Consider the following 13,765-nt stretch of genomic DNA (forward strand, 5'->3'; position numbering starts at 1 on the left):
ACCTATGCGTCCAACTGGCGGCTGAGGATTGTCGCAAACTCATCGGCAAAGGCCTCATAGCCTGATATGATCCGATCACTGTCCGCACTCAGCTTGTTGTAGAAAATCACTGCCGGGATCGCCGCAAGCAGGCCAAGCCCGGTGGCCAACAAAGCTTCCGCAATGCCCGGTGCCACCACCGCGAGGTTGGTGTTTTGCTGCGCTGCAATCTCAATGAAGGCGTTCATGATACCCCAAACGGTGCCGAACAACCCCACAAACGGCGCGGTCGAACCCACCGTGGCAAGGATCGGCAAGCCATGCTGCAACCCATCCGCCTCTTTGGCGATCGCCACATCCATGGATCGGTCAATCCGGCTGGTGGCATTGGCAATCAACCCGCCATCTTGTCGATGGCTGCGCTGCCATTCAACCATACCCGCGGCAAAAACCCGCTCCGCACGGCCCTTGGGTTCTGACCCAATTTCCTCAAAAAGCTTGTCCAGCGGTTCACCCGACCAAAACGCCCGATCAAACAGGGAGGCTTCGCGCCGCGCCTTGCGATACATGATGTGTTTCTGAACGATCACTGACCAAGACCAGAACGATGCGATGATAAGCATCACCATCACCAATTTGACGGTCAGTGTTGCGCGCGCAAAAAGCGCCCACATCGAGAAATCGACTGCTGCGTGTTCCATATTGCCTGCTCTGCTTTGCGGCCCTCTGTTGGGGCCTTGTTTGCGAGCAAACTTAGCGGGTTTCTACGGGGAAAGCCAATTAATTGGCGTCGCTCGCGAAAATTTGCCCGCTCAATGCACGATTTGGCGGATATTTGCCGGTAAGCGCACCGGTTGCCCTGCCTCGTTCATACACACAACAGTGACCATGGCATGAAACAACACTTCTTCGCCGCGTTTGACGCTTTGCTCCATCACCAGCCGCGCCGCGGTGACACTGGCCACCTCGGTTTCCACAGTCAGCTCATCATCCAGCACCGCCGAGCCAAGATAGTCCGCCTCCACCCGCCGCACGGCAAACACAATGCCCTCCGCCTTCATCTCCAGCTGATCCATGCCAATCTCACGCACCCATTCGCTGCGACCACGCTCAATGAACTTCAGATAATTGGCATAATAGACAATGCCCGCCATGTCGGTGTCTTCGTAATAGACGCGGATCGGCAAGGTGTAAGGCATTGTTGGCTCTCCAAGTTGGCGTGCCTCATGGGTAGGCAAGCCCACGCCGCATTGCAACGGTTTAGCGCCGCTGCGCTCCTAAACTAAGTGTCCGCTGTAGGGTCAAGAGTGTGTGTGTTGCCTCTGACAGTGGACGCGGTGATGTCAAAGATCATATCCATCCAAGGTCCGTCTTCGTCAGCCGGAATATGACTTTGAATGCATCTCACATTTCACTCCAATCGCAACCGCGCAAACAGCCGCAGCGCATGGCTCGCGTCATTCGCCGCAACCGGCATCATCCGATCATAGGCAGCCGCAATCACCGCCGCGATCTCTGGCCGCAAAACCGTGGCACCGCTGTCTGGCACCACAGCCAAAGGCGAGCGCCCCGCAAAGGCTTTGGGGCCCCAGCTCACAATTGTCTGCACCGCTTCGCCGAGCGCCAAAGCTTCTGCCGATATATTGGCCATCGCATCAGTCATGCGCAAAAATACAAAGGCCGCCTGAATGGCACCGTCGTTGTCAAACCGAAACGCCCGGTATTGCGTGGCATCTGCCTCCTGCAAACGCTCCACCAGCGCCGGCAAATCCGGGATCAAACGCTCAAGACCCGGCACCGCCAAAAGCTCTTCCCACTCGCGGAAGAAAAACATCATCAGATTGCTGCCGAGTTCTGGATCGGTCTCAGCCATCTGGTGTCCCACCAATGTGGCCACAGCCTCAAGCGCGCCCTTAACCGTGCTTAGCGTGTCATCTTCCACGCCAAACACCACGGGTGAAATCGGGCGTCCCCAGCGGGCAAACCCATAGCTGCCATCATGGCGGGTAAAGAGGTTTTCAACGTCCTGCGGTGTCATAGCGGCCTCCTGAAACGGTGGCCGCTACATGCCGCCCTTCGCAACACAAGGCAAGGGGCTATGCAAGCTCCCGCGCCCAAGGCGGGTTGGCGCCAGCACGCGACACAGTCACCGCAGCCACTTTGGCCCCAAACGCCAAGGCGGCTTCGGCCTCCTCTGGCGTCAGGTTGCGCACGCGGTCTTTGGTTAAGGCGCCAAGCTGATCCAGCTTGGCCAAGACACCCGCGTTAAACGTGTCCCCCGCGCCAACCGTGTCCACCACCTCGGCCTTTTCCGCCGCCACAGTCACCAAATCACCGGATGCCAAATAACCATCCGCACCGTCGCCACCCCGCGTGACAATCACCAGTGCTGGCCCTTGCGCAATAAGCTTGGCGGCACAATCCGCCAGATCAGCCCCATCCGGGATCAACCACGCCAAATCCTCATCTGACACTTTCACCACATCCGCCTGCGCAAACATCTTTGACAGCCGCGCGCGATACACCGCCTCGTTGCGAATAAAGCCGGGACGGATGTTGGGGTCCATCATGACCGCACGGTTTGCACCTTCACGTGCCAGAACATCTGCGTAGGTATCCGCACAGGGTTCAACCGCAAGGCTGATGCCGCCAAAAAACAGCGCTGTAACCCGATCCGATACCGCTGCCACATCTTGCGGCGCGATCATCCGGCCAGCGGTGTTTTCATCATAAAACGTATAGCTGGCGTGGCCGTCTTTTAGATGCACAAAGGCCATAGTCGTTGGGCGATCAGCGCGCACAAGTGCAGTTGTGTCCACCTGACTTTCGGCCAACCGTTCCACCAACTGCACCCCAAACTGATCCTCAGAGACACCGCTCAGAAGCCCAACTTCTGCCCCAAGACGCCCAAGACCAACTGCTGTGTTAAACACCGCACCGCCCACATGGGGCACAAACCCCGCGCGCCCACTTTCGGTGGGCTCCGGGATCATATCAATCAGGGCTTCGCCACAACACAGGATCATCTCAGCTCACCCCAACCACTTTTCATAATCGCTCACCAACAAATGTGTTGGCGCCACATCTTCGTCGATCTCCGCAAAACGCCCAATAGGCGCGCGGAAAACATTGTCGGTCTCATCGTCATTCACCGTAGAGACTTCGCCAATCAATACATCGCCGCCCTCGCCCCAAAACGCGTGCCAGTCGCCCGGCATCAGAGTCAGGCTTTCTCCGGGCGCAAACTTAAGTTTCTCACCCGCAGCAAATTCGCGGGCGATGCCGTCACACATCACCATACCGCCACGATCCTCGGCAAAATTGCCATCGTCGTCAGAGCCATAAAGCTCCACAACCATTGTGGCACCACCACGGTTGATGATGTCCTCAGCTTTGATCACATGCGTGTGCATCGGCGAAAGCTGATCTTGACGCGAAATCAAGAGCTTTTCAGCATAACACATGCCTCCGCCCCGCTGCAGATCGGCCAAACGCCCATTGCGCAGCGTGAATAGAAACAGGCCCATCTCGTCAAACTTCCCTGCGCCGTAGTCCGTGATGTCCCACCCGCAACGCGCCGTGATCAACGCCTTCGCCGCGCCCTTGCGCGCCGCAAACTCTTCCGGTGTCCAATACGCAAACGGCGGCAGCTGAAACCCGTAAGAACGGATCATATCATCCGCCGCGGCCATGATCTCGTTGATGGTAGAGCGTTTCATGAAATCCTCCTTCACGTCATCTCGGCGTGTCACTCATATGTCATGCCCCGGAAAGGACACACCATATTTAGCGCTAACATTCATTTGCCTTCCCCTATGTCAAACAGCCGCTCTTCAAGCAACAAAAATTGACATCGGCTCTGCCCAAATGGAGCAAAAACCCCCGAAACAAGTTTCGTCTCCAAATCCACAAAAACCACTTGCCGAAACCCATTTCCAATCGCATGCTAACGTCAACGGCCCTCTGCGGGTCAACGCTGGACCAGGTTGGCTCACACCACCATTTCAAACGGCCGGCATCCCTCAAACGACCACAAGACACAACGCCCTCTGGGGCGCCTTAAAGGACATAAACCCATGACCAAAATTGTTCTGGTGGGGGCAGGTAGCCTCCAATTTGGCACCGGTATGCTCGGAGATATTTTCCAAAGCGCGCATCTGACTGATGCGGACATCGTGCTGCACGATATCAACGAGGCCGCCGCCTTACGGACCCTGAAAGTCGCCCAAGACTATATGGTCGCAAACACCCTCACACCGTCGATATCGGCAACCACTGACCTGCGTGCGGCCCTGAAAGGCGCGCGATTTGTGGTGATCTCAATTGAGGTCGGTGACCGTTTCGCACTTTGGGACATGGATTGGAAAATCCCACAGCAATACGGCATCGCGCAGGTCTACGGCGAAAACGGTGGCCCGGGCGGCTTGTTTCACAGCTTGCGCATCATCCCGCCAATTTTAGACATCTGCCAACAGGTGATGGACATCTGTCCCAACGCCACGGTGTTTAACTATTCCAACCCGATGAGCCGCATCTGCACCACGGTGCACCGTAAATTCCCAGAGCTCAACTTTGTGGGCATGTGCCACGAAATCGCCAGCCTGGAGCGCCACCTTGCCCCGCTGCTCGGGGTGGACCGCGCCGACATCTCCTATCGCGCGGGCGGATTAAACCACTTCTCGGTCATGACCGACTGCACCTACGTGAAAGACGGCAGCAGCGCATATGCTGACGTGCGCTCCAAGGCCGAAGGCTACTTCTCCCAAATGCCCGGTTACTCCGAGGTGTTGCAAGCGTCCCGCAAAACCGGGAAATCGATCGAGACCGAAGGCTGGATGGACATTGACCTCAGCATGATCGACACCGTGCGCCCATGGTCCGACCGCTGGCTTTTTGCTGAAATTTTGGAGAAGTTCGGCGCACTGCCGATCACCTACGACAGTCACTTTGGCGAATACATCCAATGGGCGCATGATTGCTCTGATCATCAGGGCATCTTGGATTTCTATACCTACTACCGCAACTTCTTGGGCAAAACCGATCCGGTGATTGAGCCGGTTCTGAAAGAGCGTGTTGTGCCGATAATGGAAGCGTTGCTTGGCGCACCAACCTATGAAGAAGCGGCGGTGAACATTCCCAACAAAGGATACATCGCCAACCTGCCCGACTGGATCGCGGTCGAAGTCCCGGCAACAATCGACACCAACGGCCTGCATGGCATTGCGGTGGAGATTCCTGCCGGTGTGCGGGGCTTGTTGTCCAACCAGATCGGCATCCACGACATGACCGCAGAAGCCATCTTGGCGGGAAGCCGCGATCTTGTGGTACAAGCGCTGCTGGTTGACCCCGTGGTGACCAAGTCCAAAGGCATCCCGGCGCTTGTCGATCATATGATCGCGGAACAAAGTCCTTGGCTTGACTACCTCACCTAAAGCGCTGGCCTTCTAAACAGAAAGCGCCCCAAGGTCTTCCTTGGGGCACCGCTAACGCAGTTGCAGACCTTTAGAACGTGCGCACGTCCGTGATGATCTCCTGACCAAAGGAAGCGCCAAGGATATGGGCACAGATCTTGTCAGCCGTGTCCTGCGCTTGCGCCAAAGCACCTTCTTCTTTCATCGCTTTGAACTGATCAAGGATCGCAAAATTCTCTGCTGGTGTCGCACGGATCGTTTCTTGCATGCCTGTGTCAATCACACCCGGCGCGATGCTTTCCACTTTCAGCCCGTCCACCCCGTCCTCATTCATCGCACGCGCATGGTGATCCAACGCGGCTTTGGTCGCGCAATACACGCTCCACCCAGTGTAAGGGTTGCGCCCCGCACCGCTGGAAATGTGCGCTAGCCGCCGATCTGCGGCCCCTTGCGTCGCACCGACAAACGCATTGCTCAACAACAACGGCCCGGTGATGTTCACCGAAATCGCCCGCGCCACCAGCGCCGGATCCTGCCGCCCAATCGGCGCAACAGGATCAACGATCCCAGCGTTGTTGATCAGCACAGCCTCGGTGGCTCCCGCCAAAAACGCCGCAACCAATTCGCCATTGGCAAAGGCAGAGACCGCCTCTACATCAGCCAAATCCAATGCCACTTCCGCCAGCTTGTCATCTGTTGTGCCCAGCGCACTGCGTGACACACCCAAAACCTCAAACCCAGCCGCGATCAATGGGGCGACAAGCCCAGCCCCAAGACCTTTGGAGTGCCCTGTTACGATTGCCTTCTTCATGCCAATTCCCTCGCATGGTTCCGCGTCGGCCCTGCGCCGCGCGCTTGCTACCTATATCAATGCGCGCAGCAAAAGGTTCAATCACCCGTTGATGAAAATGGCGCGAAAATCGTTCACATTGGTCAAGGTCGGTCCGGGCACAACCTGCGCCCCAATGCGGCCAAAAAATCCGTGTGCGTCATTGATCGCCAAAGCGCCTGCGGCATCTTCCCCCTTGGTCGCCGCAACCTGCAACGTGTTTGGTCCAATCACCGCGCCTGCAACCTCTGCTGCCCCGTCCACGCCGTCGGTGTCGCACGCAATCGCGTAGACACCGTCGACCCCATCCAAAGCCGCCGCCAGCGCCAACGCATATTCCGCATTTGGCCCGCCAACCCCGTCGCCGCGCCGGGTGACAGTCAGCTCACCGCCAGACAATAAAACCACCGGCCCCTGCCCCAGACGTGCTTTTGCCAAATCAGCATGCGCCCGCGCCACATCACGCGCCTCGCCTTCCAGAGCATCCCCCAAAATCTCCACCGCACAGCCTGCGGCCTCGGCCACAGCTTTCGCCGCCTTCAAAGACTGCAACGGCGACGCAAACAGAATGTTCTCTGTTGTGCTCAGACGCCTGTCCTGCAGCGCAACCACGCCCCCATGCGCCTTCGCCGCCGCCACAACATGCGCGGGCAACGCAACGCCATATGTGGCCACAGCCGCCAACGCGCTGTCCAAGTCTCTCGGTTCTCCCACAGTCGGGCCGGAACCAATCATGCCCGGATCATCGCCCGGCACATCAGAAATCAAATAAGAAACGACTTTGGCCGGATAGGCCGCCGCCGCCAGCTGTCCGCCTTTGGCCTGACACAGATGTTTGCGCAGCGCATTCATCAGCGAAATTGGTGCTCCAGACGCCAGCAAATCCGCGTTAATCTGTTGCAATTCATCTAAGCTCACGCCAGGCACTGGCGCTGTCAAAAGCGCCGATGCCCCGCCGGAGATCAGACACACAACCGTATCTTCTTTCCCCAACCCGCGCAGCAACTCCAGCATCTCCAAGGTGGCGGCTTCACCGGCCGCATCCGGCACCGGATGTGCCGCCGCAGCGATCCGAATGCCCGCACAAGGCCGCTCATAGCCGTAGCGCGTGATCACCAAGCCGTCACAGGGCCCCCAAGCGCTTTCAAGTGCCTCCGCCATACGCGCGCTTGCCTTGCCTGCGCCGACAACGATCAGCCGCCCAGTGGGTCTGTCACCAAGCACAGTCGGCAGCGCCGCCATTGGGTCCGCCACCGCAACGGCTTCCGCAAACAGGTCTCTCAAAAATGTTTCCGGATTGTCCATCTCTCGGGCCTCCACACCACGTGATCACGCACACAGGTCTCAACACCGATCTGGCCCTGCCCGCAGCACTTGAGCTTACGTGTAAGAAGCCATGGTTTGATTGCAACTGTTTCGTTTGGTTTCGGAGCAGAAATGTTTCCGCTAACAAATCGAAATCTCAGACTGCGATGGCCAGAACCGTAAGACCAACAACTCTCCCCTACAGATGCACGACCATTTCCCCGACTCAAAATCTGCGCGGGTCATCGACGAAATTCTCTGACGTTGCCGTTCACAGCTTTCGGGAACCGAGCACCCCCATTGCGCTTGGTGAAAAATTTGTCACAATACCCGGCGGCACTGACACCAAAGGCACAAGGAAAACGTCTGATGACCACAGGCAAAATGGCCTCGATACCGGCCCAAACATCTTATGATGTTGTCATCATTGGCGGTGCGATTATGGGGTCTGCGACCGCATGGTTTCTCGCCAACAACCCGGATTTTAATGGTTCGGTATTGGTGGTTGAGAAAGACACAACTTACGCGCACAGCTCAACCGCCCACACCAATTCTTGCATGCGGCAACAGTTTTCAAACACCTTGAACGTGCAGATATCTCAGTTTGCCGCAGACTTTGTGAAAAACCTCCGCCAGCACATGGGCGGGGATCCCCGCATACCTGACCTCACCATCCAAAACTTCGGCTACCTGTATCTGGCCGACACAGAGGCGACCGCACAACGATTGCGCGACAATCAGAAAATCCAAATTGCAGCTGGCGCGGGAACACAACTCTTGTCCCCTGAAGACATCGCGGCCCGCTATCCGTTCTACAGCCTTGAGGACATCTTGCTTGGGTCACTCAACACCAAAGACGAAGGCTATTGGGACGGCGGGGCGGTGTTTGACTGGCTGCGCCGTTCTGCCCGCGAGGGTGGCGTAGAATATGTGCACAGTGAAGTCGTGGACATGGCCCGAAACGGCGACAAAATCACCTCCGTGACGCTTGCCACTGGAGAGGTGATATCTTGCGGACAGGTCGTAAACGCGTCCGGCCCACGCGCCGCGCGCACATCCGCGATGGCGGGTATCTCGCTGCCGGTAGAGCCGCGCAAACGCTTCACATGGGTGTTCTCCGCCGAAACGCCGCTGCCGATGGAGCTGCCGTTGACCATTGATCCTTCTGGCGTGCATTTTCGCCAAGACGGGCCACAGACATACATGGCCGGTGCCGGCCCCGAAATCGACGTGCCGGTGGCCTTTGATGATTTCCACATGGATCACAATAGGTGGCAAGACCATGTCTGGCCCATAATCGCCACACGCATTCCGCAATTTGAGGCCATCAAAGTTGTCGCCGAATGGGCTGGCCACTACGCCTTTAACACGCTCGATCAAAACGCAGTTCTTGGCCCCCACCCCGAGGTCACAAACTTTATCTTTCTCAACGGGTTTTCCGGACATGGGTTGCAACAAAGCCCAGCGATGGGCCGTGCAACCGCCGAATGGTTGACGTTTGGCGAATTCAGAACTCTGGACATGACGCCGTTTACATTCGAACGTGTGCGCGACAATGCCCCAATCATCGAAAAGGCGGTAATCTAATGGCGCACACCAACCCCTTCCTCGCCGCATTGCGCGAAGGCAAACCCCAAATTGGCCTTTGGGTGTCTTTGGGTGATGCCTTGACCACCGAAGTTGTGGCCGGTGCCGGGTTTGATTGGCTGCTTCTTGATATGGAACACGGCGCCGGTGAAATCACCGATGTTCAGGCACAGCTTCAGGTGATCAAAGGCTACGAGAGCACTGCCATCGTGCGCCCGGACTGGAACGACCCGGTCAAGATCAAACGCCTGATGGATCTTGGCGCACCGGGGCTGTTGTTCCCGATGGTGAACACCGCGGAAGAGGCCGCCGCCGCGGTTGCCGCAACACGCTACCCACCAGAGGGAACACGTGGCTATGGCGGCACAACGCGCGCCACAAGTTTTGGCCGGGACAAAACCTACGTCGACACCATCGAAGACTCCACCGCGGTCCTCATTCAGGTAGAAACACTTCAGGCGCTGGACAATATTGATGCGATCGCCTCTGTGGACGGCGTTGACGGGGTCTTCTTTGGCCCTTCTGACATCGCGTCGCAAATGGGATTGGTGGGCCAATCTGGCCATGATGATGTTTGGGCCAGAATTCTTCCGGCAGCGATGCGCCTGATTAGCAAGCGGATTCCGGTCGGCACGTTGGTGCGCGATGTGGAATTCGCGCGCCACCTCATCAAAGCCGGGTTCACTTTCGTCGCCTGCGGCTCTGACGCAGCGCTGCTCGCCAAAAGCGCGGATGCATTGCTTGCGGACATGACCGCGTCCGAATGAGCGCCTGCGGGCGTCCAAAAGAATGGCCCCGCACATCTCTGCACGAGGCCACCGCTGGGAGGAAACTTAACCCGATAGATCAGCTGGCAGGAGGCGCCAGTTCGATATGGGTACGGCCATCCATATTCAGGCCATTGGGATCAAAGATCGACGGGAAGAACTCACGCACAAGCGCGTCGCGCAGACCACTGTCCACCGCCGCTTCCAAAGCCGCTTGGATCACCGGCGCCGTGTCGGTTTCGGCTGGGGACATAAACAATTGAAAGTCACCAGGGTAGACAAACAAAAGATCGGATTCTGCGGCCAAATCTGGGTGTTGCGGTGCCTCAGCTTCAATCTCCATGATGCCACGAGAGAAGTAGTCAATGCCCCGGTTGCCCGCGCCCAGCATCTTGTAGATGTTGCGCCATTCGCCATCCACTTCGCTCACCGTCAGCGCGTTTTCGTTCCAGACGCTCACGTCATACCAGCCTTTGCCAAAGCCACCGACCATACCGCTGCCTTGCAAGTCACCCAATGACGCCATCTCAGAGAAAGCCGCCTGATCACTCGGGCGAATAAAGAACACGCGCTTGCCAATCAGACCACCGGTCAGGTCAACTGGCACAATCACCGCGTTGTCCAATGTCCGACGCCACAGCTTAAAGGTCACCATACCATCTTCGCCCTGTGACACCTGCGCATCAAAGCGGCGCGCTGGCACACCTTCCGCGATCTCGATGTTGGCCGTGTGACCCGCGGCTTCCAGCGACTGGGTCAACAACGCTTGCATGTATGCGGACATGGAATGCTCTGGCAGCTTCAGGCTGATATCGTCCGCCAGCGCCACTGTTGCAGTCAGCGTCATGGCAACGGCTGTGGTTGCCCATTTTACAATCTTCATTGCTTAGATCCTCAAAAGTAAAACTCTGAGGACAGAGGTAGAATTCAATCTTTAACGAGCCCCTACTGGACGCCCAAGGGGTCTGTTTTTCGACCAATCCGGTTAACGCGCGCGCAAAACTTGCGTTTTCATGTCGCCAACATGCATCTTCAAACCACCCCTCCACATGAAAAAAACTTCGCTAAATTAACAGCTTATTCGATGTTCTGCGCTGGATTGCCATCTCGAAAAACGGCGATTTGTGCAAAGAAATTGGTAAATGGTCGTCATTTGAGCATCACAACTTTCGTTATTTGTTTCGTCTTTCGACGCGCGGTTCATTAAACTTGTCTCCAATATTCGTGCGACGGCCCCCGGAAACGCAACAGGGCGCACAAAGGCGCCCCATCAAACACGTTCTGCTTGGGCGGTTAGGCGGCGCGAGTGCTGGCAAACATTTCAATGGGGGCCTCTTCTCCGGACACGCGCAGCTCAAAGCTTTGAACCATCTCAGAGACCTGATTGGTGTCGCGCTGCATTGAGGCCACCGCAGCGGCGGTCTGCTCAACCATTGCTGCGTTTTGCTGTGTCACCCCATCCAAATGGGAAATCCCTTTGGAAATTTCGGTCAAACCCTCTGATTGCGATCCGCCCGATTTCGCCACATCCGCGCTGAGATTGGCGACTCGTTCGACCCCAACCAGAATATCTTCCAACACACCGCCAGCTTGATCCACCAGCGCCACACCACTTTCAACCTGCTCACCAGATTCCTTGATCAGCTCATTGATCTCTTTGGCGGCATCACCGGCCCGCTGGGCAAGCCCGCGCACTTCAGAGGCCACAACCGCAAATCCACGTCCGGCTTCACCGGCCCGCGCGGCCTCCACACCTGCGTTCAGCGCCAACAAATTGGTCTGGAAGGCAATATCATCGATCACCGTGGTGATTTGTGAAATGCGCATCGAGCTCTCGGCAATCTCGCGCATCTTCCCCACAGTTTCAGACATCACCGCCTGACCGGTTTCAGCCTGCACATGGGTCTCGCGCATCATGGCGTCCGTGCGCTGCATCACCGCAGAGGCATCCTGAACACTTTCGCTGATCTCCGACAGGGACCGTGCGGTGCGCTCCAGTGTCGCCGCCTGCGTCTCCGTCCGATGCGCCAAGTCATTTGCACCGTCATTGACTTCCAACGCTGTCAGTTTCAGATCGTCGGTCGCATATTTGATCGCCTTGATCACAGAGCGCATGTTGCCCTGCAATCTGTTAAACGCCAACCGCACCCGCTCATAGGTCTCAGGGTACTGGCCCTCTTCGGGGGGCAAAATATCGGTTGAGAAATCCTTCTGCGCCATCCGCTCCATCGCCAATTCAAGCTCCGCAACAATCTCTTCTTGCACTGACCGCTTTGACGCAAGATGGCTCTCGATCACCACCCCCATGTCCAACTGAAATGCGCGCGCCAATAGCCCTACGTCACGCGCCACTTTCTTGCGGCCAAACATCACCCATGGCGTCCCTTTGGTCATCAAGGTCGTTTGCACGTGGCACGCGGCGCGCGCATACCCCGCCAACACCACTTCCTGCGGCAGCTTCATTTGGTGAAAATAGGCATGTGCCAATTTCTTGGCGGAGGCCTCATAGCGTGCGTCCAACGCCCCGGTGAGCAAGTATTGCCAATGCTGAATCTGCGCCGCCTTGACACCTGCCAGTATCGCCAAGTCGCCAACGCCATCGCCCAGTTCCGCCTGCGCGATAACAAGCGCTTCAAATGGTGCAAACGCAGCATCCAACCAAGGCACAACTTTGGTTGCCAGACGTTTCAGATCGGCGCTGCTGTCTCCGTCAAAACCATAGTTTTTAACAAGCATCTCTAGCGCATTGACCATCTCGCAAAGCCTCTTCATGTCGACCGAATTTCAAGTTGAGTTAACCAATACTGCGATCATAGTTAACGAAAGCCTTAACCCGCTCCAAAACGCAGCAGATAAAACGCTTTTTTTGCCCGGCCTCGCGCAGGTGCCTCTGCACCCCACACAACGGCCAAAACAAAGGGCGTGTCTGCTCTTACGCAGCACGCCCCGAAGCCCCAATATCGGGCCTGAAATGTGTGTCTAGATTAGGCTCAGCTCAGCGCTTCAATCTTTGCCCCGGCAAACTGCGCCACCATCTCAGCACCAGCCGCCACATCCATCAGGCACAGCGCAGTGGACAGGCCATCTGCGATGGCAGCTGTTGGCGCCGACACCGACGCCAGCGCGACAGCGCCTTCATTGCCGTCTGGACCAAAGATGTGCGCATCAGAGCCGGACAGCACAGTTGCCATAGGAGCAGAGGTGGCAAGCGCGCGATCAGACAGCTGAACCCGCTCAACAATCTCACCTGCGGGTGTGGACACACCAGCAACCCAAGCGGCACCATCCGCGCGGTGGCCCAACGCGGCAACTTCGCCCATGTCCATCAACACATCGGTCAGCCCGGCATCTTTCAGGATCAGTACAACGCGGTCGGTCACATAGCCCTGCGCCACGCCGTTCAATGTCAGTGCCATACCTTCAGTGCCAAACCGCACTTCATCAGCATCAAACGCCACCGCATCCCAGCCAACCAAAGCTTTGGCTGCGTCCACGTTGCCTTGACCACCCTTGGCCAACCAAAGAGGCTGAACAGTTGCGTCAAAAGCGCCGCCACTGGCACGGTTCAGATCGTCGGCAATCGCCAAGACTTCAAGCATCTCCGCTGATGGCGCTTTCAACACACCATCGCGGTTCAACGCCGTCAGTTCGCTGTCACGATACAAAGAGAAGATGCCTTCCAGACGATCTAGCTCAGCGGCGACTTGCGCAAAAACCGGTGCAGCCTGTGCATCGGTCATACCAACTATTTTCATCTGCGCCGGGGCGCCCAACGCAACACCGCTCCATGTGGCGGTTTCGGTCGCGGCCAAGGCCACGCCAGCAGGCAGCGCCGCGCTTGCGGCGGCGATGGTGAGGAAACGACGGCGATTGATGCGGGTCATGAC

The 13,765-nt window shown here is 57.2% G+C and carries 13 protein-coding genes; 3 read left to right on the forward strand and 10 right to left on the reverse strand.

Features of this window, described 5'->3' with window-relative positions; translation table 11 throughout:
* Positions 1 to 2: 2 nt before the first annotated feature.
* From tolQ to ABWV47_RS13315, 5 genes are all read right to left on the reverse strand, one after another.
* Positions 3 to 680 carry a protein TolQ gene (tolQ, locus tag ABWV47_RS13295; RefSeq protein WP_353312582.1) on the reverse strand — a complete coding sequence of 226 codons (678 nt, stop codon included), beginning with the start codon at positions 678 to 680 and terminating at the stop codon, positions 3 to 5.
* A 111-nt stretch (positions 681 to 791) separates the two neighbouring features.
* Positions 792 to 1,178, reverse strand: a complete 387-nt coding sequence (gene ybgC, locus ABWV47_RS13300) for a tol-pal system-associated acyl-CoA thioesterase (protein WP_353312584.1) — start codon at positions 1,176 to 1,178, stop codon at positions 792 to 794.
* 212 nt (positions 1,179 to 1,390) lie between these two features.
* Complete coding sequence (locus ABWV47_RS13305) at positions 1,391 to 2,017, reverse strand: hypothetical protein (RefSeq protein WP_353312586.1); 627 nt, start codon at positions 2,015 to 2,017, stop codon at positions 1,391 to 1,393.
* Between the two features lie 58 nt (positions 2,018 to 2,075).
* The gene (locus ABWV47_RS13310; RefSeq protein ID WP_353312588.1) at positions 2,076 to 3,005 is read right to left on the reverse strand and encodes a carbohydrate kinase family protein; all 930 of its coding nucleotides are present in this window, start codon (positions 3,003 to 3,005) and stop codon (positions 2,076 to 2,078) included.
* A 6-nt stretch (positions 3,006 to 3,011) separates the two neighbouring features.
* The gene (locus ABWV47_RS13315; protein WP_353312590.1) at positions 3,012 to 3,698 is read right to left on the reverse strand and encodes a D-lyxose/D-mannose family sugar isomerase; all 687 of its coding nucleotides are present in this window, start codon (positions 3,696 to 3,698) and stop codon (positions 3,012 to 3,014) included.
* A 357-nt stretch (positions 3,699 to 4,055) separates the two neighbouring features.
* Here ABWV47_RS13315 and ABWV47_RS13320 point away from each other — a divergent pair, with 357 nt between their 5' ends.
* The gene (locus tag ABWV47_RS13320) at positions 4,056 to 5,411 is read left to right on the forward strand and encodes a family 4 glycosyl hydrolase (RefSeq protein ID WP_353312592.1); all 1,356 of its coding nucleotides are present in this window, start codon (positions 4,056 to 4,058) and stop codon (positions 5,409 to 5,411) included.
* Between the two features lie 70 nt (positions 5,412 to 5,481).
* Here ABWV47_RS13320 and ABWV47_RS13325 read toward each other — a convergent pair whose 3' ends face one another.
* Both ABWV47_RS13325 and ABWV47_RS13330 read right to left on the reverse strand, forming a co-directional pair.
* On the reverse strand, positions 5,482 to 6,201 hold the full coding sequence (locus tag ABWV47_RS13325) for an SDR family NAD(P)-dependent oxidoreductase (protein WP_353312594.1): 720 nt from the start codon (positions 6,199 to 6,201) through the stop codon (positions 5,482 to 5,484).
* Between the two features lie 81 nt (positions 6,202 to 6,282).
* Positions 6,283 to 7,524: a glycerate kinase type-2 family protein gene (locus ABWV47_RS13330; RefSeq protein ID WP_353312596.1), complete on the reverse strand. Its 1,242-nt coding sequence runs from the start codon at positions 7,522 to 7,524 to the stop codon at positions 6,283 to 6,285.
* Between the two features lie 369 nt (positions 7,525 to 7,893).
* Here ABWV47_RS13330 and ABWV47_RS13335 point away from each other — a divergent pair, with 369 nt between their 5' ends.
* The gene (locus ABWV47_RS13335; RefSeq protein WP_353312598.1) at positions 7,894 to 9,111 is read left to right on the forward strand and encodes an NAD(P)/FAD-dependent oxidoreductase; all 1,218 of its coding nucleotides are present in this window, start codon (positions 7,894 to 7,896) and stop codon (positions 9,109 to 9,111) included.
* Entirely contained in the window at positions 9,111 to 9,878 is a 768-nt protein-coding gene (locus ABWV47_RS13340; RefSeq protein WP_353312600.1) for an HpcH/HpaI aldolase family protein, read from the forward strand. The genes ABWV47_RS13335 and ABWV47_RS13340 overlap by 1 nt, the downstream gene beginning before the upstream one ends.
* 79 nt (positions 9,879 to 9,957) lie before the next feature.
* On the opposite strand, the gene ABWV47_RS13345 is transcribed toward ABWV47_RS13340, so the two are convergent.
* The 3 genes from ABWV47_RS13345 to ABWV47_RS13355 all read right to left on the reverse strand — a co-directional run bounded on the left by ABWV47_RS13345 (position 9,958) and on the right by ABWV47_RS13355 (position 13,762).
* Positions 9,958 to 10,761, reverse strand: a complete 804-nt coding sequence (locus ABWV47_RS13345) for a hypothetical protein (protein ID WP_353312602.1) — start codon at positions 10,759 to 10,761, stop codon at positions 9,958 to 9,960.
* Between the two features lie 410 nt (positions 10,762 to 11,171).
* On the reverse strand, positions 11,172 to 12,614 hold the full coding sequence (locus ABWV47_RS13350; protein WP_353312604.1) for a methyl-accepting chemotaxis protein: 1,443 nt from the start codon (positions 12,612 to 12,614) through the stop codon (positions 11,172 to 11,174).
* 254 nt (positions 12,615 to 12,868) lie between these two features.
* Entirely contained in the window at positions 12,869 to 13,762 is an 894-nt protein-coding gene (locus tag ABWV47_RS13355; protein WP_353312606.1) for an FAD:protein FMN transferase, read from the reverse strand.
* Positions 13,763 to 13,765 lie beyond the last annotated feature (3 nt).

Origin of the sequence: Shimia sp. NS0008-38b, from assembly GCF_040370365.1 — a bacterium.
GTDB lineage: Bacteria > Pseudomonadota > Alphaproteobacteria > Rhodobacterales > Rhodobacteraceae > Shimia.